We start from the raw sequence: 19,010 nt of genomic DNA, 5'->3' as shown, positions 1-19,010 counted from the left end.
CGGGCGGCCCGCCGCGGCGGCAGGCAGGCGCTGGGTTGGCTTGTTGGCAGGCGTGGCAGCAGGCGTGGCAGCAGGCGCCGCGCAGCGCGGAAGCGGTCGCAGGCGTCATCCGGCCACTCAGGCGATCTTGAATCGCTGCACCGAGTTGCGCAGCTCCTCGGTCATCAGCGTCAGCTGGCGCACCGACTGCGCAGTCTGGCGCGTGCCGGTGGTGGTCTGCTCGGTGACCTGCAGGATGCGTTCGATATGGCGCGCCACGGTGGTGGCGAGGTCGGCTTCGTGCGAGGTGGACTGCGAGATCTGCTCGATCAGCTCCGCCAGCTGGCGCGACACGCGGCCGATCTCGACCAGCGCCGCGCCGGCGTTGTCCGACAGCCGCGCGCCTTCGACCACGCCCTGCGTGCTGCGCTCCATGGCGTGCACGGCGTCCTGGGTATCGGTCTGGATGGTGCGGATCAGCGCGCCGATCTGCTTGGTAGCCTCGCCGGAGCGTTCGGCCAGCCGCTGCACTTCTTCAGCCACCACCGAGAAGCCGCGCCCGGCTTCGCCGGCCGATGCGGCCTGGATGGCGGCGTTCAGTGCCAGCACGTTGGTCTGCTCGGTAATGTCGGAAATCAGCTCGACGATTTCACCGATCTCCTGCGACGACTCGCCCAGCCGCTTGATCCGCTTGGAGGTCTCCTGGATCTGCTCGCGGATGTCGTTCATGCCGGTGATGGCGTTCTGCACCGCCTGCTGGCCCTGCTCGGCGGCGGACAGCGAGGCGCGCGCCACGTTGGCCGACTCGGCCGCGCCGCGCGACACCTGCGTGATGCGGTCCGCCATCTCCACCACCGATTCGCCGGTCTGGCGGATCTGGCGCGACTGCTCTTCAGTGGTCGACACCAGCTGGGTCGACGTGGCGTGCACCTGGCCCGAGGCCTGCGTCACCTCGCCGGCAGTCTGCTGCACCCGGCCGACCAGCTCGCGCAGTTCTTCCACAGTGTAGTTGACCGAGTCAGCGATGGCGCCGGTGATGTCCTCGGTCACCGTGGCCTGGCGCGTCAGGTCACCGTCGGCGATGTCCTGCAACTCGTTCATCAGCTGCAGAATGGCCTTCTGTGTGTTGTCGTTGTTGCGCTTTTCGTCGAGACGGCGCGATTCGGCCTCGCGTTCGCGCGCCTCGGCTTCCAGCGCGCGCATGCGCGAATCGCGCAGGTACAGCGCGGCCAGGCCGACCAGGCACAGCAGCGTCAGCAGCGCCGACACCACGGTCGCGCCCAGCGTCACCGGGCGCAAGCGCGCCGACTCGGCATAGGCGCGCTGCAGCGCCGACAGCTCGCCGCGCAGCGCTTCGTTGTCGTTGAAGATCTGCTGCTGCGCGCGCTTGGCGGCGATCAGGCCGGGCAGGTTCTGCAGGATGGTCTGGGTGGTCTTCTGGACCGCGTCGAAACGCTGCGACAGCTGTTTCAGGTACCCGCGCGTCTCGTCATCGGTGGCCGCGCCCAGGCGCAGCGCTTCGCTGCCGTTCATGAGCCCGTCCAGCGTCTCGCGGAAGGTGTTGGTGTCCTTGCCGAGCAGGAACGCGGTTTCGGGGTTGACGCCTTCACCGGCCAGGAACTCGTTCAGGTTCTTGCCCAGGCGCTGCGTCAGCATCACCAGTTGCGCGGACGCCGCCACCTCGCGCGCATTGGCGCCGGACTGCAGCTTGATCGCGGCCACCTGCTCGGCGGCTTCCAGCAGTTCGGGGTTGGAGGCGTTGAAGACCTGCAGGGTCTGGCCGATGGTGGTCAGCACCGGCTGCTGCGCCAGCACATCGGCCGCGCTCTTCTCGGAGCGCTTCCACGAGGTCATCGCGGCTTCCAGCAGCGGGCCGGCGTCGCCACTGGTGGCGCGCACGCGTTTTTCGTCGCTGCCTTCCTGCAACGCCTTCAAGTCGTTCGCCAGCGTTTCCTTGGACTCGCGCAGCTGCTTGAAGGCCTGCGCATTGCCCAGCAACGCCACCGGCACCGCCTTGCCCAGGCGCTGCGAGTGCATCAGCATGTCGCCGGCGATCTCGATCTGCGCCGCGGCATTGTTGGCGATGCGGTTGTCCAGGTACACCGAGCCCAGCAGCGCCACCAGCGACACCACCACGCCCACCGTCAGCGCCCGCTGCTGCGACGAGAACGGCATGCGCCCCAGCCACGCCGACACGTGCTCCAGCGGCGTGGCACCAAGGCCGGCGGGCGCCGCGGGTGCGGCAGGTGCGGCGGGTGCGGCTTCCGGGCCGCCGCCAAGGGCGGCCGCAGCGGCGGCGTCGGCTGCCGGCGTACGCCGGCCCAGGCTGAATTTCTTGAAACCCATGGCACCCTCTTCCGTTATTCGTTGTTGTGCCCGGCGGCTCGTGCCGGGTGCGCCAGCCCGTGGCCCGCGCGTGTTATTGCCTGGTTGTTATTGCCCGGTTGTAGCGCCCGGTTGTAGCGTCCGGTATTTCCTGCCCGGTTGCGGCGTGGGGTGGTTCACGCCGCCTCAGTCCGCGCTGCGGCCCACCTGCAGGAACGCCGGCGCCTCCAGCAGCGCACGCACGTTGAGCACCTGCCAGTCGCGTCCCTCACGATCCGCAAAGCGCTGGCCCTCCCAAGCCGGCGCTTCGCCTGGTTCTTGTGCCGCCTCTTCGTGCGGCAGGCCCAAATCCGCGGCATGGCGCAAACCCGCCACGCGCGTAACCAGGACCGCGCAGGCGCGCTCCACCTGGCGCGACAGCACCACCAGCTTGCTGCCTGGCTGCACCGGCGTCGGCGCGCCGCCGCAGAACAGGCTGAAATCGATCACGCCGAGCAGGCTGCCGCGTGCATTGACCAGCCCGCTGTACCACGGCTGCGTCAGCGGCACGCGGCTGGGCTGGCGCATGTCGAGCACCTCGCCGGTCTCGGCCAGCGGCAGCAGCCAGTGGCGCGTGCCGATCTGCAGCGCCAGGTAGCTGTCGGCGGCGGGCAGGCTGCGCGCCTCGCGCAGGCGCCGGGCCAGCATGGCCTGGTAGTCCTGCAGGCGGGTCTGGCGGGCGCGTAGGTCTTGGCGTGGCGCGTTCATGTGGCGGTCCCCGGTACTGGTGGCAGTGGCATCCCGTACGGCTGGCGCTGGCAACTCAGTGCGACAGCGCGGCGATCTTGCCCAGCAGTTCCTCGCCGTCCACCGGCTTGACGATGTAGTCCGACGCGCCCTGGCGCATGCCCCAGATGCGGTCGGTGTCCAGGCCCTTGCTGGTGCACATGATCACGGGGATGTCCTTGAAGCGGTCGTCGCGCTTGATCGCGCGGGTGGCCTGGTAGCCGTTCTGGCCGGGCATCACCACGTCCATGAGGATCAGGTCGAAATTTTCCGATTCCAGGCGCGCGAAGGCCTGGTCGCTGTTGCCGGCGACCGAGACCTTGAAGCCGCGCTTGCCGAGAAGGTCGGACATGAACAGCGCTTCGGTCGGGGAATCGTCGACGATCAGGATCTTGTTGATGGCGGTCATGAGGTTTCCTTCGATTCGTTCAGGCCGTCAGCATGCCGGCAAGGCGGCGCCGTGGTCCGGCAGGCAGGCCTGCACGGCCTGCAGCAGCGCTTCACGGGTGAACGGCTTGGCAAGATGGTCGTGCGCTCCCACCAGGCGCCCGCGCGAGCGGTCGAACACGCCGTCGCGCGAGGACAGCATGATTACGGGGATGGTGTGGAAGCGCGGGCTTTTCTTGATCAGGGAGCAGGTCTGGTAGCCGTCCAGCCGGGGCATCAGGATGTCGCAGAAGACCAGGTCAGGATGCAGCTCGCCGACCTTGGCCAGCGCCTCGAAGCCGTCCTCGGCCAGCATCACCTGGTATCCCGCCTGCGACAGGAAGATCTCCGCCGTACGGCGGATGGTGCTGGAATCGTCGATGACCAGGACCTTGCGGCGCGCGTGCGCCAGGGTGTCCGGCATTGGCACGCCAGGCGCCGCAACGCTGACGCCGGCGGCATTGACCCGCTGGTTTTCTTCTGTTTGAGCGACCCGCATGTTGTTCCCGCGACCGGCCACACCATGCGGCGCGCCGGCAAGCACTAGAGAACACCCGTGCGGAGCAGCGCGACCCATGCGCGCCCCGACGGACCCCCGACAAATAATTCTGCTTTCCCTTCAAGGCCGGGCCAGACCCGGCAGCGGCGGTGCGTGGACCCCGCACCTGCCTGCCGTCTTCCCTACCAATGGCGGATGGACGGCCACATAATTTGCAACAGAGTGTGACAAGACGCCGCTGGGCCGTCAATCCGGGGCAGCGGTCCCTTGCCGGCGTTCTGTCGTATCGGCGCGACGCGCGCTGCCAGTCTGGCGGCTTTCTGTGAAGCCTCGATGGCGCGCAAGCTGGCGTCGTGCCTTCAGGCGGCCAGCTTCAGATGGCCACCATTTCAAAATCTTCCTTGCGCGCGCCGCATTCCGGGCAGGTCCAGTTGATGGGCACGTCTTCCCACCGGGTTCCCGGGGCGATGCCGTCTTCCGGCGCGCCTGCGGCTTCGTCGTAGATCCAGCCGCAGATCAGGCACATCCAAGTCTTGTATTCCATAACAGGCTCTGGCCACTCTCCATTAAAATCCAGCGCAGATGGTACCGAAACCGTGCCGCCCGCGCCAGCCGGCGGCAGCCAGAATCGTGCCAGTTCCGCCGTGTTCGCGCATGTTAGCGCCGGATTGACAGGCAATTGCCGTGAAGTTCATCGGTATTGCCTGCATGTCTACGGACTGTCCGGCCGCGCCGCCACGTTCCCAGCAGTCCTTGATTCCACTCAACGCCATGTCCCGTAACCAGCAGCTCTTCGACCGCGCCCAGCAGACCATTCCCGGCGGCGTCAACTCCCCCGTGCGCGCCTTCCGCTCGGTGGGCGGCACGCCGCGCTTTATTACGCGCGCCGAGGGAGCCTATATGTGGGATGCCGACGGCCAGCGCTATATCGACTACATCGGCTCCTGGGGCCCGATGATCGTCGGCCATGCCCACCCTGAAGTGGTGCGCGCGGTACAGGAAACCTGCGCCCAGAGCTTTTCGTTCGGCGCGCCCACCGAGGGCGAGATCACCATGGCCGAAGAAATCTGCAAGCTGGTGCCGTCGATCGAGCAGGTGCGGCTGGTGTCTTCCGGCACCGAGGCCACCATGAGCGCGCTGCGCCTGGCGCGCGGCTTTACCGGCCGCGACCTGATCATCAAGTTCGAGGGCTGCTACCACGGCCATGCCGACAGCCTGCTGGTCAAGGCCGGCTCCGGCCTGCTGACCTTTGCCGACACCACGCAGAACGCGCCCTCCTCGGCCGGCGTGCCGGCCGACGTGACGCGCCACACCATGGTGCTGGAGTACAACAACGTCGAGCAGCTGGAGCAGGCCTTCGCCAGGCACGCCGGCGAGATCGCCGCGGTGATCGTCGAGCCGGTGGCCGGCAACATGAACCTGGTGCGCGCCAGCGACGCCTTCCTGAAAGCCATGCGCGAGCTGTGCAGCCGCGACGGCGCGGTGCTGATCTTCGACGAAGTGATGACTGGCTTCCGCGTGGCCCTGGGCGGCGCGCAGGCCCATTACGGCATTCGCCCGGACATGACCTGCCTGGGCAAGGTCATTGGCGGCGGCATGCCGGCGGCGGCCTTCGGCGGGCGGCGCGACATCATGGAAAAGCTGGCGCCGCTGGGCGGCGTCTACCAGGCCGGCACGCTCTCGGGCAACCCGCTGGCGGTGGCCGCCGGCCTGACCACGCTCAAGCTGATCCAGGCGCCCGGCTTCTACGACAAGCTGGCGGCGCAGACCCGCAAGCTGGCCGACGGCCTGGCCGAAGCCGCGCGGGCGGCCGGCGTACCGTTCGCCGCGGATGCCATCGGCGGCATGTTCGGCCTGTATTTCCGCGAAGGCGTGCCTGGCAGCTTTGCCGAAGTGACCAAGAGCGACACCGCGCGCTTCAACCGCTTCTTCCATGCCATGCTGGACAACGGCGTCTACCTGGCGCCGTCGGCGTTCGAGGCCGGCTTTGTCTCGGCACAGCACGACGACGCCATCCTGGGCGCCACCTTCGACGCCGCGCGCAAGGCGTTCGCGGCGGCCTGAGGCCACGCCGGCAGGCGACGCGCCGGGCGTCGCCTGGCCGTCGCCTGGCCGTCACCTGTCAGAAAGGCGGTGCGCTACACTTGGGATTCGCTTGTCCATGCCATCATGCCTAACCTGCGGAGCCCCACGATGCGCGCTTCTTCCTCCCTGCCTTTGCCACTGCGCTCGCCGCTGTCCGTGCTGCGCTGGCTGCTGCTGGCGGCCATGGCCAGCCTGCTGACCGCCTGCGGCTATAACGACTTCCAGTCCAAGGACGAGGCAGTCAAGGCGGCCTGGGGCGAGGTCATCAACCAGTACCAGCGCCGCGCCGACCTGATCCCCAACCTGGTCAACACCGTCAAGGGCTATGCCACGCACGAGCGCGAGACGCTCGAAGCGGTGACCAAGGCGCGCGCCGCCGCCACCAGCATCCAGGTCTCGCCCGAGACCCTGAACGACCCGGAAGCATTCAAGCGCTTCCAGCAGGCGCAGGGCGAACTGTCCAGCGCGCTGTCGCGCCTGCTGGCGGTGTCCGAGAACTACCCGCAACTGAAGGCCGACGCCTCTTTCCGCGACCTGCAGTCGCAGCTGGAGGGCACCGAGAACCGCATCACCGTGGCGCGCCAGCGCTATATCGCCGCGGTGCAGGACTTCAACATCCTGGCGCGCAGCTTCCCCACCAACCTGACCGCGATGATCTTCAAGTACCCGGTCAAGCCTTCATTCACGGTGGAAAACGAGAAGGCCATCTCGACGCCCCCCGCGGTCAAGTTCTGAGGCAGCGGCCATGCGCCTGACCAGCCCGATGCCGCGGCCGTCCGCGTGGCGGCCGGCCTTCGCCGCGCTGCTGCTATGGCTGGCGGCATGGCTGTGCGCGCCGGCACTGGCGGCCGACGGCTTTGTCCCGGTGCCGCCGCTGACCCAGCGCGTCACCGACCTGACCGGCACGCTGACCTCGCAGCAGCGCACCGCCCTGGAAAACGTGCTGGGCGAATACGAGCAGCAGCGCGGCAGCCAGATCTTCGTGCTGATGGTGCCGACCACCGATCCCGAGCCGATCGACGCCTACAGCATCCGCGTGGCCGACGCCTGGCGTGCCGGGCGCAAGGGCATCGACGACGGCGTGATCGTGCTGATCGCCAAGGACAACCCGCCCGGCCTGCGCAAGATGCGCCTTGAGGTCGGCCGCGGCGTGCAGGGGTCGCTGACCGATGCCATGTCCAAGCGCATCCTGCAGGACGTGATGGCGCCGCACTTCCGCCAGAACGATTTCTACGGCGGGCTGGCGGCCGGCATCTCCGCGATCCAGGCCACCATCGACAAGGAAGGCCTGGCCGGCCCGCAGCCGCGCAAGGCGCAGCAGGCCTCCGGGCTGGACGACTGGCTGCCGGTGCTGTTCCCGCTGGCGATCATCCTGTTCTTCTTTATCGGCGCCATGCTGCGCTCGCGCGGGCCGCAGATCGTCACTACCCGGCGCGGCCGTGACGTGATCGCCGGCGGCCTGGGCGGGCTGGGCGGCTATGGGATGGGGCAGGATTGGGGCCGGCGCGGCGGAGGCTTTGGTGGCGGCGGATTCGGCGGCGGCGGCGGCGGAGGTGGCGGCGGCTTCAGCGGCGGAGGCGGCGGCGGCTTCGATGGCGGCGGCGCATCCGGCAACTGGTAACAGATAAGCGACGACCATGCCCCATCTCCGACGTGCCCTGCACCATCTCGCCACCACCGCCGGCACCGCTCGCAAGCACTTCCCGCCCGAGGCCCAGCAGCAGCTCCATGCTGCGGTGCATGCCGGCGAGGCGCGCCATCGCGGCGAGATCCGCGTGGTCATCGAAGCCAGCCTGCCGATGGGCCACGCCTGGGCCGGCGTGACCCCGCGCGAGCGCGCCCGCTTCCTGTTCGGCGCGCTCGAAGTCTGGAATACCGCCGACCATACCGGCGTGCTGCTCTATATCAACCTGGCCGACCACGCGGTCGAACTGCTGGCCGACCGCGGCATCGACGCCAGCGTGGGGCCATCCATCTGGCGCGAACTGTGCGATGAGCTGGCACACGGGCTGAAGCAGGACCTGTCGGTGGCACCGGTGCTGGCCACGGTGGCACGCGTCCATGAGTTGCTGGCTACCCATTTCCCGTCGGACGGCGGGCACAACCCCAATGAGCTGGATGACCGGCCGATGGTGATCTAGCGGGCCGGCGCGCGGCGCGCCCCCATCAGATACCAGACCGCAGCCAGCACCTGCAGCCCAACCAGCCCCGCCCACGCCGTCAGGTGGGCCGCCTTCGGATAATGGCCTGCACTCGACGGCCACAGGTCCAGCACCAACCCAACCCCTACCTGGCACGCAAAGGTGGCCAGGAACACTGTCAGCGTCAGCGCCGTGGTGGCCCGGCCGATCAGCGCGTCCGGGAAGCTGCGCGCCAGCACCGCATAGGTCAGGATGCCGCTGGAGCCGAACACACCGTAAGCTGCCCACAGCAGCGCCGGCGGCAGTGGCACCTGTGCCATCAGCAGCCCTTGCACCACGATAAACCCGGTCATGCCGATGCCGGCAAAGGCGTACAGGCTCACGCCGATGCGTTCCAGGTGGCGCGCCGCCCAGCCCGAGCCGACGCAGCCCGCCATCATCGCAAAGCCGATCACCGAAACCAGCCGCGCGCTGGTGGCCGGATCGAAGCCCGACACATCGCGCAGGAAGGCACCGACCCACAGCGTCTGCACCGCCAGGAACACGCCCTGGTTGAGCAGCGTCAGCGGCACCACGCGCCAGAACCGCTCGCTGCCCAGGATCTGGCGCGTGCCGCGCAGTTGCTCGCGCAGGCTTTCCTTGCCGGCGCGCGGCTTGTCGGGCACGCCGAACCACAGCAGCACCGCCATCGCCAGCGACACGCAGGCCAGCCCGGCGCTGATCGTGCGCCAGTCCGTCAGCGACAGCAGCCACGACAGCGGCGTGCCGACCAGCACCGCACCGAGCCCGCCGATCGCCATCACCACGCCGTTGAGCAGCGGCATGCGCGACAGCGGGAACCACATCGACAGCGCCTGGATGGCGGCACCCAGGCACACCGACACGCCCACGCCGACCAGCAGCCGGCCGGCGGCCAGCCCGGCCATGCCCGGCGCCAGCGCGAACACCAGCGAGCCGGCTACCGCCACCAGCAGCATCGCCGCCTCGGTGCGGCGCGGGCCGAAACGGTCCAGCAGGATGCCGGCCGGCAGCTGGGCACAGGCAAAGCCGAGGAAATAGAAACTGGTGAGCAGGCCGAGGTCGCCGGCATTGAGCCCCAGCTCGCGCGTCAGGTGCGGCGCGAAGCCCAGGTTGACGCCCCGGAACACATAAGAAACCAGGAAGCCCAGCGAGAATACGGCCAGCACGCGCCAGCGGGCGTCAGCTTGTTGTGTTGGCGCGGGGGCCGAAGACAAGGCAGAAGAAGTGGTAGTCGTCATGGGCTGCATTGTCGTCCCCATTCCGGTGCAAGGCCAACGAAACATACCCGCGGCAATTGTGAGTAGAATTTGACGGCCATGGCCAAATCACCCGGCAAACCCGCGAATCGCCCCGTTCACCTGCCTCCGCTGCAAGCGCTGCGTGCGCTGGAGGCCGCCACGCGCCACCGCAGCTTCTCGCGCGCGGCCGAAGAGCTGGCGCTTACGCACAGCGCCATCAGCCACCATATCCGCGGGCTGGAAACCAGCCTGGGCACCAAGCTGTTCCAGCGCACCGGCAGCCAGATGACCCCGACCAGCGCCGGCGCGCGGCTGGCCGAACAGGTGCGTGCCGCGCTCGACAGCATCGAAAGCGCGCTGCGCGAGGCTGGCAACAGCGCCGCGCCGCCGGTGGTGCGGCTGCAGGTCAGCGTGATGGAGGACCTGGCCAACGCGTGGCTGATCCGGCGGCTTCCCAGCCTGCACGAGCAGGTGCCGTCGCTGGACCTGCACCTGCGGATGCACGCTGAGATCACCCCGCCGGACCCCTACAGCGTCGACGTCGGCATCTGGCACCAGCGCGTCGACCTGCCCGGCTTCGAATGCCACAACCTGATCGAGGACCACGTCATCGCCGTGGCCAGCCCGGCGCTGCTGGCGCGCTACCCCGGCTTCACACTGGCCGACGTGCCGCGCCTGCCGATGCTGCGCTTTGCACTGCGCCCGTGGCGCGACTGGCTGGAAGCCGCCGGACTGCCGGGCGACGAGCCCGAGCGCGGCCCGATCTTCCAGGATGCAGGGCTGATGCTGCAGTCCGCGGTGGCCGGGCTGGGCGTGGCGACTGCACGCGCGCAACTGGCGCACGATTACTTGTCCACCGGCCAGCTGGTGCAGATAGGCTCGACCCGCATTCCGTCCAGCCTGCACTACTGGGTCACCTGGCGCGAAGGCAATCCGCGGGAAAAGGCGATCCATGCCTTCCACGCCTGGCTGCAGGAGCAGGTGCGCGCCGAGGCCACGCAGACGCCTCCAACGGTCGGCGGGCAACAGCATCAGTTTCATTCATGAAATTGTTTCGTACGCCGAAGTTGGCAATACGAATCATTTTCGATAACTCCAGGCTTTTCAACGGCTGGCGGGCGATCACAACCGCGGCGCCGTGCCTTGGAAGCGGACTTTCGCCCGGATCCGAAATCCCTCCGAGTTTCACCGATGCAACCATTTTGCTGACCGTGCCGGCACGCGTGTACGTCCCACGATACTCATCCAAACAGGCGAGGCTGGGCATGCCAGCTCATGCGCGGAACCCCGCAAATGCCTGTCAACGTCCGGCGCAGACGCCTCCCGGCACAGACACACCTGGCTGCAAAGCGCCAAAAGGCTGAGACAAGGTGTCTTCGGCAGGCCACGCCGGCTGCAAAAGATCCAGTTGGTTGTAACGGAAATGAAACCTCCGGGAGCGCGATTCCGCGTGCAGCATAGGTTTCATGACGCCTGAGCGTTGAAATTACCGCTTCCCCTCTTTCGGATGGCAACGGATGCCTCCAGGTACGCCATTCGACACATCATCTGGTTAACGTGTGACGTATCGCTGGCATGTGTCACCGTTGACATGCTGCACTGCAGCATGAAACTTGCCAACGATGTATCAAAATCCGAACGTTTTTTGACGGCTCGCCGGCGACCCGCGCGCGCGCTTTTCACGATTTCCTTTTCAAATCAAAGGCCTGCTGCACTCTGGCACGTTCGTCGCACTTATGTCTCCGCGAACAGAAGCCCGACACAGGGGAAGTCTGAAACGGAAGCGGCAAACATATGGCACGCGTTCGCCGAAGATCAGTTTCAGAACGACCCTCGCATCCCAGGGTGGGGCGTCGGGCTGGTGCTGTAAGCGTTGGGCCACGCGGCTGGAACTGGCCCGCACCGGAGCTTGCTGCTGCCTGCTTTGCAGCGGTTGCCGACAAGATCAGAGGAGGTCTTTCGGGACACGGGCCGCGCGCAAGCGCGCGGCCCGTGGAACCTGGAAAGACCCCGCCAGTCCGGACCACCGGGCGGCAAAGGGGAACGCGGATGTACCGGCTTGCCGGCGCGTCTGGATGAATGGGGTGCTGACCGGCCTGCCATGCAGGCGCGGCGAGACGCCGCTGCCGTGACCGATGCCATCGACATCGGCGCGGCAGCGGCGGACTACGCGGCGCAACAGCGGGACGGCAAAACAGAATTCGGGGAGGACGCCCGCGTGACGCATCCATAGTGCGTGGCGCTGGCGCGGGCCTCAGGGCCACCGAATCCGGTGCGCGGCAACCGCCGCCGCCGGCTTCGTTAAATAAGAAGAAATCCGGGGAAATCGTATGAGCGCGTATGCCAACCGCCCGCTGCTGTACCTGTCGCAGCACCACGACGCCATGCTGTGCCGGGTCCTTGCCCAACGTGGCTGGAAACTCAGCTTCGCGTCCTGCCTGGAAGACCTCCATGCCCTGCCAGCCGGCAACCAGCCCCATGCCGCGCTGCTGGACCTGCACAGCGGCTTCAGTGACGCCGACCTGGAATCGTTCGAGCCCTGGCTCGCGCAACCCCAGATCGGCTGGATCGGCGCCGTCGCCGGGCGCGAGGCGCTGACCGAGACCGCGCGACGGCTGCTTGGCCTGTACTTCGTCGACTATTACACCGCACCGTTCGAGCACGCCGAGCTGGCCCACTCGCTCGGCCATGCGCATGGCATGGCGCAGCTGCGGCCCGGTGTGCAGCGCGCCACCCCCGGCACCTTGCGCCCCGACGGCATGATCGGCAGCTGCTCGGCCATGCAGACGCTGTTCCGCGGCATCGAGAAGGTGTCGCGCTGGGACACCCCTGTCCTGATCTCCGGCGAGTCAGGCACCGGCAAGGAACTGGCCGCGCAAGCGATCCACCGCGCGTCGGAGCGCGCCTCGCACCCGTTCGTGGCCGTCAACTGCGCCGCCATCCCGCCCACGCTGCTGATGTCCGAGCTGTTCGGCTACGAGCGCGGTGCCTTCACCGGCGCGACCAAGCGCAAGCCCGGCCGCATCGAGATGGCGCAGGGCGGCACCCTGTTCCTCGATGAAATCGGCGACATGCCGCTGGAAAGCCAGACCAGCCTGCTGCGCTTCCTGGAGACCGGGCGCATCGAGCGCCTGGGCGGCACCGAATCGGTCGAGGTGAACGTCCGCATCGTCTCCGCCACCCACGTCGACCTCGAGGCCGCCATTGCCGCCGAGCGCTTCCGCGGCGACCTTTACCACCGCCTGTGCGTGCTGCGCGTGCGCCAGCCCCCGCTGCGCGAACGCGGCAGCGACATCATGCTGATCGCCGAGCACGTGCTCGAAGGCGTACGCAAGCAGTCGCCGGCACGCATCCGCGGCTTCTCGCCGCTGGCCTTGCGTGCGATCCAGCAACACAACTGGCCGGGCAATGTGCGCGAGCTGATCAACCGCATCCGCCACGCCGCGGCAATGTGCGAAGACGGCGTGATCCAGCCGGCGGACCTGGAGCTGGCCGCACCCGCCGAGGAACGCCCGCTGACGCTCGCGGCAATCCGCGAGGCCGCGGAGCAGAACGCCATTATCGAGGCGCTGCAACGCAATCACGAACGGCTCATTGACGTCGCCGCGGAGCTTGGGATTTCGCGCGTGACGCTGTTCAGGCTGATGCGGGATTACAAGCTGCAGGTGAAGAAGGGGGACCTTGGCATGGTCTGCGTCCAGGGCTGACCGTTCCGCTTGCAGAGGAATCGAAGATGTCCCCAGATGCCTATCTTGAAATGGCCGATATGGAAGCCAGCCACTGGTGGTTCCGCGGACGGCGCGACATACTCTCCACCATCTTGGCCGGCATGGCGTTGCCGCGTGATGCCGCTATCCTGGAGATCGGATCGGGCACCGGCGGCAACCTGGCCATGCTTGCGCAGTTCGGCAACGTGAGCGCCGTGGAAATGGACGGCACGGCCCTGCGGCTGGCCCGCATCAAGACCCAAGGGGCCTTTGACATACGCAGCGGAAAGTGTCCGGACGACATGCCCTTCCCGGACCACAGCTTTGACCTGGTCTGCCTGCTCGACTGCCTCGAACACATTGTGGACGATGCCGGGTCTCTGGCCTGCGCGGGACGACTGCTGAAGCCCGGCGGGGCCGTACTGGTGACTGTGCCCGCCTACCAGTGGCTGTGGAGCCGCCACGATGTGTTCTTGCACCATCAGCGCCGCTACAGCAGGCAATCGCTGCAATCGCTGGTGGCGCGATGTGGCCTGCGCCTGGACCGAATCTCCTACTTCAACACGCTGTTGTCCCCGCTGGCGATTGGCGCCCGGGTCAGCGACCGCCTACGCGGCAGCGACGAGGCAACGGGTGCGGGGCTTCCCTCCCAGCCGGTCAACCGGACGCTACACGCCCTGTTCAGCACCGAACGCCACTGGCTCGCACGCGGCACGCTTCCGTTCGGCATTTCGCTGATGGCGATCGTGCGCGCATCGTGAAGACCGGCGCCAGCGCGGCTGAACTACGCAAGGTAGCGCGGTTCCTGGTTTCCGGTGCGAGTTCGACGGGGGTCCATGTCGCCGTCACGGCAACGCTGGTCAGCGCGGCACAGGTCTCGCCGGTCACCGCAAACTGTATTGCCTTCGCCTGCGCGACCGCCTGTTCGTGCCTGCTCAATACGCTGTGGAGTTTCTCTTCCAGCCTGCACAGCCACACCCTCGCCCGCTTTGCCACGGTCTCGCTGCTCGGGCTGGGGCTGACCACGGGCATTTCATGGAGCGCGCAGTCGCTGGGCGCCAGCTATTGGGCCGGCCTGACCGGCGTCGTACTGACGGTGCCGGCCTTCACTTACCTGGCGCATCGGTGCTGGACCTATCGCGAATAGTCTATGCCCTCCTGAGGATAGCTATCAGCAGGAGCAGCATAATCAGCGGCCCGAACTGGGGAAAATATCCCTGGTGGTTCAAGCTCAACACCAAAGGGAGCAGCCAAGCCACTAGCAACAGCTCCTGTTCCCCTGACATCCAACCGCGTCGAACACCATCGACCGCCAGGCCCGCAATCGCAACTCCCATCCAGGTCAACTCGTAATGCCAAAGGTATGGGCTCACTAGCAGGCTCGACGCGGCCACGACTGCAATGCGCAGTGCCAGGGAATTGCGGCCATGCCAGACCTTGAGCAAGACTGCGATTGCTAACACCGCGCAGAGAAAGTGCCCTGCGTATGCTGCCGCCACCGACGCGCCCGCCATGCGCATCATGGCAAACACAGTCGGGCAAGAACGCCATCCAATCTCTCCACGCTCCAGTACCGTCTGCCTGAAGTGCGTGCCGACATCCAAAAAAGCGGCGACGGATTCCCACCCCCAAAAGGCAATACAGCTGGCCATTAACATTGCTGCCGTCGCCGCGGCACTGCCGAGAGCCGTCCATGCGCGATCCACAACCAAGGCCATTGGCAGCATTACCATCAGCTGTGGCTTGACGCTCAGCAAGCCAATCAACACACCCGACAACACTGGCCGAGCCTTCAGATGAATCATCGCCCAGGAAGCCATACCCGCTGTCAATAGGGAATTCTGGCCAAGCATCGCGGCCTCATGGACTCCCGGGAAAGCCAACACCGGCAACCACACCGCATGGCGCGGTATGTCGGACGCGGCGAAGATTCTAAGCACGGCAGCGATGTATAGGGCAGCCGTGCCACCGATGAAGATAAGGTAGCTCACGGCAAAGGGCAACACGGACAGCGGCATCACCAACAACAGGAATGTCGGTGGATAGACCCACGGCAAGAAGAAGCTTCCATTGCCCCGCGCGGCGCCGAATGCCGCGATGACAGGCTGGAGCACCTCATAATCGTAGGCTCGCAACGCCTGCCCCTTCATCGCCAGATACGACGCACTCCAAAAGGCTGAAAAATCCACACCTGGCCGGTCCAACGAATCCGCGGTGAATCCCTTGGTCCGCAAGCCCCATATCAGAAGCAGGCCGCCATAGACGAGCAGCATCGCAACGCTGTACATCCTGATGCGCTCCAAGCCCAGCCAATGTTGCGAGACTACCGATCCTGGCGCAGCTTGCGCGCTATGGTCCTGGCTCATCGCTCCCCCGTTCTTCATATTGGGCTGCAGCACCGCGAGTCTGGCGCTATTTTTTTGGAAGAATGCTCGCCTTATTTTCCTTAGCGACGAAACGATATACAAGCAGAATCCGACCTGTCCGGCTCGCTGTAATAGGTGCCCGACATGAATGTTTCCAGAGTGAATCACTGCCCGATTCGATGCATTGCCGCGTGCCGCTTCAACTTTTCCTATTTCGATCGAGAGCGGGGGCGTCAACATCGGCGTCTTGCGTTTCCTTGCTGAAACGCTAGCATCCCCATTGCTCTCAACCCCACACCTCCGCCTCGCCGAAGCAGGCGCTATGGAAATTTGCGCCTATGCGCCCAACCGCACCGCATGCGCTGCGATCCGACTCATTCTTTTTTGCAAAACCCTGGCCGCACGCGCAGCGAAGCCGAGATTTCGCAACAAATTTCCGAATATTAAGCACGAATCGTCTTCGAAACAGCAGGACCATGGCGTTGCCGGCAACGCACCAGGCGCACGGATAAGAAAAGCAACAGCCAGCGACGCAATGGAGCGGCGGACGATGGCGCGTATCTTGCAAAAAAATTAGCCGCTTCCCTGCCTCTGCGCTAGAGGCATCCTGACGGGCATTCAGCGCGAGGATGCACGCCATGCAAGTTGACCACTGAACTGTTCCAGTGAAGCTGTTCCGCGGCTGACGGATCCGCTTCGCACTATAGCCATTGAGACGCACATGAAACTCTCTACAACCTGGATGGCGAAGGCCCAAAAAAGGAGCCCGCTACAAAAGGCGGCGACCAAACAGTGGTTTTGGCTTGCCGTCTTCGGCCTGAGCCTGGCATCGCTCCTTTCGTTTAGTGGGGGCCGCCTGCTGGCCGACGCGGACACGCTTTGGCATATTGCTGCTGGGGAATGGATCATTTCCAACCACGCAGTGCCCATGACAGACCCTTTCTCGTTTTCTTTTCGGGGAGAAAAATGGATCACGCACGAGTGGCTCGCGGAAGTTATCCTTGCCATCGGTTACGCTTGGCTGGGCTGGGCCGGACCGGTGTTGGTCGCGGCGCTGGCAGCCGGCCTCACCTTGACCATGCTACTGCGTTTCCTGCTGCGCTACATTGAACCGCTGCATGCCGCTGCCGGCGTAGCGCTGGCCTTCCTGACGCTCGCTCAACATCTGCTGGCACGCCCTCATACCCTGGCCTGGCCGTTGTTGGTAGTCTGGGCATCCCCGCTTGTCCTTGCACGCGAGCGCGGAGAACGCCCATCCCCCTGGCTTCTTGTTGTCATGCTCGTCTGGGCCAACCTGCATGCCAGCTTTCTGCTCGGCATCGTGCTGGCCAGCGCATTGGCATTCGAGGCAGTGCTCATGGATGGCAAACCAGTCCAGGCTGCGAAGGCATGGGCACCGTTTCTGGCACTCACCGTCCTGATGGGACTGATGACACCAAATGGCATGGACGGTCTGTTCTTCGTCTTCCATGTTTCCAATATGCCTTATGCGCTCAGCATCATCAGCGAATGGCAACCACCCGAATTCCGGCTATTCCAACCGATAGTGCTTTGGCTGGTTTTCCTCCTGTTTGGTGCGCTGTACTTCGGATTCCGCTTGCCCGCGACCAGGATAGCAATGGTCTTCGGGCTTGTTTATCTAGCGTTGACATCCGTCCGATATGCCGAGCTTCCCGGGCTGCTTGCTCCGCTCCTCCTGCTGCCGTCCGTCGCGCCGCAACTCCGCGCAGCAATTCGACCAGAGGTAAAGCTATTGCCCTCGCTCCAGCGTCTTCGCGCAACGACTCTCCTATGCACGATCCTCGTTCTTTGCAGTGCTGCATTCCTCGCCCACGGCATCAATCGTGATGACGGTCCGACCTTTCCCACGAATGCCGTCCGTGCAGCCAAAGCAGCTGGGGGTTCCGGACCAGTATTCAACAGCTACAACTTCGGTGGCTATCTGATCTTCTCCGGCATTGCGCCGGTAATCGACGGTCGCGCAGATCTGTACGGCGACAATTTCGTCCGCCGGTACATGGAGGCGTATTCCGGCAACGGCGAGGTACTGGAAGCACTGATAGCGGACTATAAGATTACCTGGGCCGTCCTGGAGCCATCCAGCCCTGCGGCAGCGGTAATCAACGGCTTCCCCGGATGGAAAAAGGTCCATGAGGATGCGGTTGCCGTCGCTTACGTCCGCGACAAATAAATGACTCGCCGCATTTCCAGCCAACCTCGTTGCCGCGCTACGGAAGGTCAATTCTCCCTGCCGTCCGTCACTGCCCTGCGCAGGACGGCAAGCAGCAACAACAGAGTCACGAGAGGACCGATCGGCGGAAAATAGCCGTGACCATTCAGCGCCAAAGGCAAAGGCAGCAACCACGCGAGCACGAGCAATTCCCGCTCGCGTGCCATCCAGCCGCGCCGTACACCCTCGACCGCCAGGCCCGCAATCGCTACGCCCAGCCACGTCAGTTCGTAGTACCAGAGATATGGACTGAACAGAAGCGTGGATGCCGCCAGGGCCGCGATGCGCAGACCTGTCGAAGCCGAGCTACGCCAAACCCTGATCAAAGCCCAGATGGCAAACGCTGCGCATAGCCCATGTATCCAATACGCAGCCGCCACCGACCCTCCCGCCTGGCGCAACATCGCAAAGATCGTCGGCGAGAAGCGCCATCCGACCCCGCCTTGCTCCAGCACGGTCTCCTTAAAATGCGTGCCGTTCCCCAGGAAGGTCGGTACCGTTTCCCATCCCCAAAGAGCGATACTGCAAGCGCCCAACGTTATAGCCGTCACCCCGGCGGTGAAGAACGTTTTCCAGGCGCGATCCGCTACCAACACCACGGGAAGCAAAAGCCCGAATTGCGGTTTCACACTGAGCAGGCCGATCAGTGCGCCTGCCACAACCGGCCGGCGCTTCAGCAGGATTACCGACCACGCCGCAATACCGGCCGTCAGCAAAGAGTTCTGACCGATCAAGACAGCGCCGGGGACACCGGGAAAGGCCAGCACGGGTAGCCACACTGCGTGCCGTGGCACACCAGAGAAGCGCATCAATCTGATGAGCGAGGAAACGTAGATGGCGGCAGTTCCGCAGATGAAGACGGTGTAGCTCGCCGCAAATGGCAACAAGGACAATGGCACGACAAAGAGCAGGAACGTCGGCGGATACGCCCACGGAAGGAAAAATTTCCCGCCCCCCGGCACAGCGCCGAATGCGGCAATGACCGGTTTCAGCGCGTCGTAGTCATAGACGCTAGCAGCCTGCCCTTTCAGAGCCAGGTACGATGCCGCCCAGAATGCCGAAAAATCCACGCCGGGCCGAACGATCGAATCACTGGTAAATCCCTTTGTTTTCAAGCCCCAGATCATCACCACGGAAACGTAGATGACCAGCATGGCGACGCTATACGTCTTGATTCGCGCCAGGCTCAGCCAATGGCGCGACTTCACTGCTTCCAACTCGCTTCCCG

At 65.5% G+C, this 19,010-nt stretch carries 19 protein-coding genes; 11 read left to right on the top strand and 8 right to left on the bottom strand.

The features are described 5' to 3' along the window. Positions 1-117 precede the first annotated feature (117 nt). From LPA45_RS03610 to LPA45_RS03590, 5 genes are all read right to left on the bottom strand, one after another. Positions 118-2,325 (bottom strand): methyl-accepting chemotaxis protein, encoded by a 2,208-nt coding sequence (locus LPA45_RS03610; protein WP_116317343.1) that lies wholly within the window; start codon positions 2,323-2,325, stop codon positions 118-120. 165 nt (positions 2,326-2,490) lie between these two features. Beyond that, positions 2,491-3,051, bottom strand: coding sequence for a chemotaxis protein CheW (locus tag LPA45_RS03605; protein ID WP_367394915.1), 561 nt, complete (start codon positions 3,049-3,051; stop codon positions 2,491-2,493). 55 nt (positions 3,052-3,106) lie between these two features. Further along, positions 3,107-3,478: a PleD family two-component system response regulator gene (locus LPA45_RS03600; RefSeq protein ID WP_116317341.1), complete on the bottom strand. Its 372-nt coding sequence runs from the start codon at positions 3,476-3,478 to the stop codon at positions 3,107-3,109. Positions 3,479-3,505: 27 nt separating this feature from the next. Beyond that, positions 3,506-3,994 carry a response regulator gene (locus LPA45_RS03595; protein ID WP_317920311.1) on the bottom strand — a complete coding sequence of 163 codons (489 nt, stop codon included), beginning with the start codon at positions 3,992-3,994 and terminating at the stop codon, positions 3,506-3,508. A gap of 373 nt (positions 3,995-4,367) precedes the next feature. Next, positions 4,368-4,538 carry a rubredoxin gene (locus tag LPA45_RS03590; protein WP_010813017.1) on the bottom strand — a complete coding sequence of 57 codons (171 nt, stop codon included), beginning with the start codon at positions 4,536-4,538 and terminating at the stop codon, positions 4,368-4,370. A 227-nt stretch (positions 4,539-4,765) separates the two neighbouring features. Between LPA45_RS03590 and hemL the strand changes: the two genes are divergently transcribed. The 4 genes from hemL to LPA45_RS03570 all read left to right on the top strand — a co-directional run bounded on the left by hemL (position 4,766) and on the right by LPA45_RS03570 (position 8,220). Continuing rightward, the gene (hemL, locus tag LPA45_RS03585; RefSeq protein WP_367394914.1) at positions 4,766-6,058 is read left to right on the top strand and encodes a glutamate-1-semialdehyde 2,1-aminomutase; all 1,293 of its coding nucleotides are present in this window, start codon (positions 4,766-4,768) and stop codon (positions 6,056-6,058) included. A gap of 129 nt (positions 6,059-6,187) precedes the next feature. Then, positions 6,188-6,814: a LemA family protein gene (locus tag LPA45_RS03580; RefSeq protein ID WP_116317338.1), complete on the top strand. Its 627-nt coding sequence runs from the start codon at positions 6,188-6,190 to the stop codon at positions 6,812-6,814. 10 nt (positions 6,815-6,824) lie between these two features. Beyond that, on the top strand, positions 6,825-7,700 hold the full coding sequence (locus LPA45_RS03575) for a YgcG family protein (protein WP_367394913.1): 876 nt from the start codon (positions 6,825-6,827) through the stop codon (positions 7,698-7,700). 16 nt (positions 7,701-7,716) lie between these two features. Further along, positions 7,717-8,220 (top strand): TPM domain-containing protein, encoded by a 504-nt coding sequence (locus tag LPA45_RS03570; RefSeq protein ID WP_116317336.1) that lies wholly within the window; start codon positions 7,717-7,719, stop codon positions 8,218-8,220. Here LPA45_RS03570 and LPA45_RS03565 read toward each other — a convergent pair. After that, positions 8,217-9,479, bottom strand: a complete 1,263-nt coding sequence (locus LPA45_RS03565) for an MFS transporter (RefSeq protein ID WP_317920294.1) — start codon at positions 9,477-9,479, stop codon at positions 8,217-8,219. The two genes, LPA45_RS03570 and LPA45_RS03565, sit on opposite strands and share 4 nt — an antisense overlap. 78 nt (positions 9,480-9,557) lie before the next feature. Here LPA45_RS03565 and LPA45_RS03560 point away from each other — a divergent pair, with 78 nt between their 5' ends. From LPA45_RS03560 to LPA45_RS03540, 5 genes are all read left to right on the top strand, one after another. Continuing rightward, a complete protein-coding gene (locus LPA45_RS03560) occupies positions 9,558-10,526 on the top strand; it encodes a LysR substrate-binding domain-containing protein (RefSeq protein WP_367394912.1) in 969 nt (322 codons plus the stop codon). 559 nt (positions 10,527-11,085) lie between these two features. Next, complete coding sequence (locus LPA45_RS03555) at positions 11,086-11,349, top strand: hypothetical protein (RefSeq protein WP_147316179.1); 264 nt, start codon at positions 11,086-11,088, stop codon at positions 11,347-11,349. Between the two features lie 460 nt (positions 11,350-11,809). Then, positions 11,810-13,186 (top strand): sigma 54-interacting transcriptional regulator, encoded by a 1,377-nt coding sequence (locus tag LPA45_RS03550; RefSeq protein ID WP_367394911.1) that lies wholly within the window; start codon positions 11,810-11,812, stop codon positions 13,184-13,186. Between the two features lie 26 nt (positions 13,187-13,212). Further along, positions 13,213-13,947 (top strand): class I SAM-dependent methyltransferase, encoded by a 735-nt coding sequence (locus LPA45_RS03545; RefSeq protein ID WP_367394910.1) that lies wholly within the window; start codon positions 13,213-13,215, stop codon positions 13,945-13,947. Further along, positions 13,944-14,333, top strand: a complete 390-nt coding sequence (locus tag LPA45_RS03540; protein ID WP_367394909.1) for a GtrA family protein — start codon at positions 13,944-13,946, stop codon at positions 14,331-14,333. Before LPA45_RS03545 ends, LPA45_RS03540 begins: the two co-directional genes overlap by 4 nt. A gap of 1 nt (position 14,334) precedes the next feature. Here the strand turns inward: LPA45_RS03540 and LPA45_RS03535 are convergent, their stop codons facing one another. Then, positions 14,335-15,654 (bottom strand): glycosyltransferase family 87 protein, encoded by a 1,320-nt coding sequence (locus LPA45_RS03535; protein ID WP_367394908.1) that lies wholly within the window; start codon positions 15,652-15,654, stop codon positions 14,335-14,337. Between the two features lie 220 nt (positions 15,655-15,874). On the opposite strand from LPA45_RS03535, the gene LPA45_RS03530 reads away from it, so the two are divergent. Next, positions 15,875-16,129: a hypothetical protein gene (locus LPA45_RS03530; protein WP_367394907.1), complete on the top strand. Its 255-nt coding sequence runs from the start codon at positions 15,875-15,877 to the stop codon at positions 16,127-16,129. A 144-nt stretch (positions 16,130-16,273) separates the two neighbouring features. Continuing rightward, complete coding sequence (locus tag LPA45_RS03525; RefSeq protein WP_367394906.1) at positions 16,274-17,743, top strand: hypothetical protein; 1,470 nt, start codon at positions 16,274-16,276, stop codon at positions 17,741-17,743. Between the two features lie 47 nt (positions 17,744-17,790). Here LPA45_RS03525 and LPA45_RS03520 read toward each other — a convergent pair whose 3' ends face one another. Next, positions 17,791-18,990 (bottom strand): glycosyltransferase family 87 protein, encoded by a 1,200-nt coding sequence (locus LPA45_RS03520; RefSeq protein WP_367395007.1) that lies wholly within the window; start codon positions 18,988-18,990, stop codon positions 17,791-17,793. Positions 18,991-19,010: the final 20 nt, after the last annotated feature.

Origin of the sequence: Cupriavidus sp. Agwp_2, assembly GCF_040784895.1 — a bacterium.
In the GTDB taxonomy this organism is placed as follows: Bacteria; Pseudomonadota; Gammaproteobacteria; order Burkholderiales; family Burkholderiaceae; genus Cupriavidus.
Note: the sequence above shows the minus strand (reverse complement) of the source record. Positions and strands in the feature narration are given on the sequence as shown.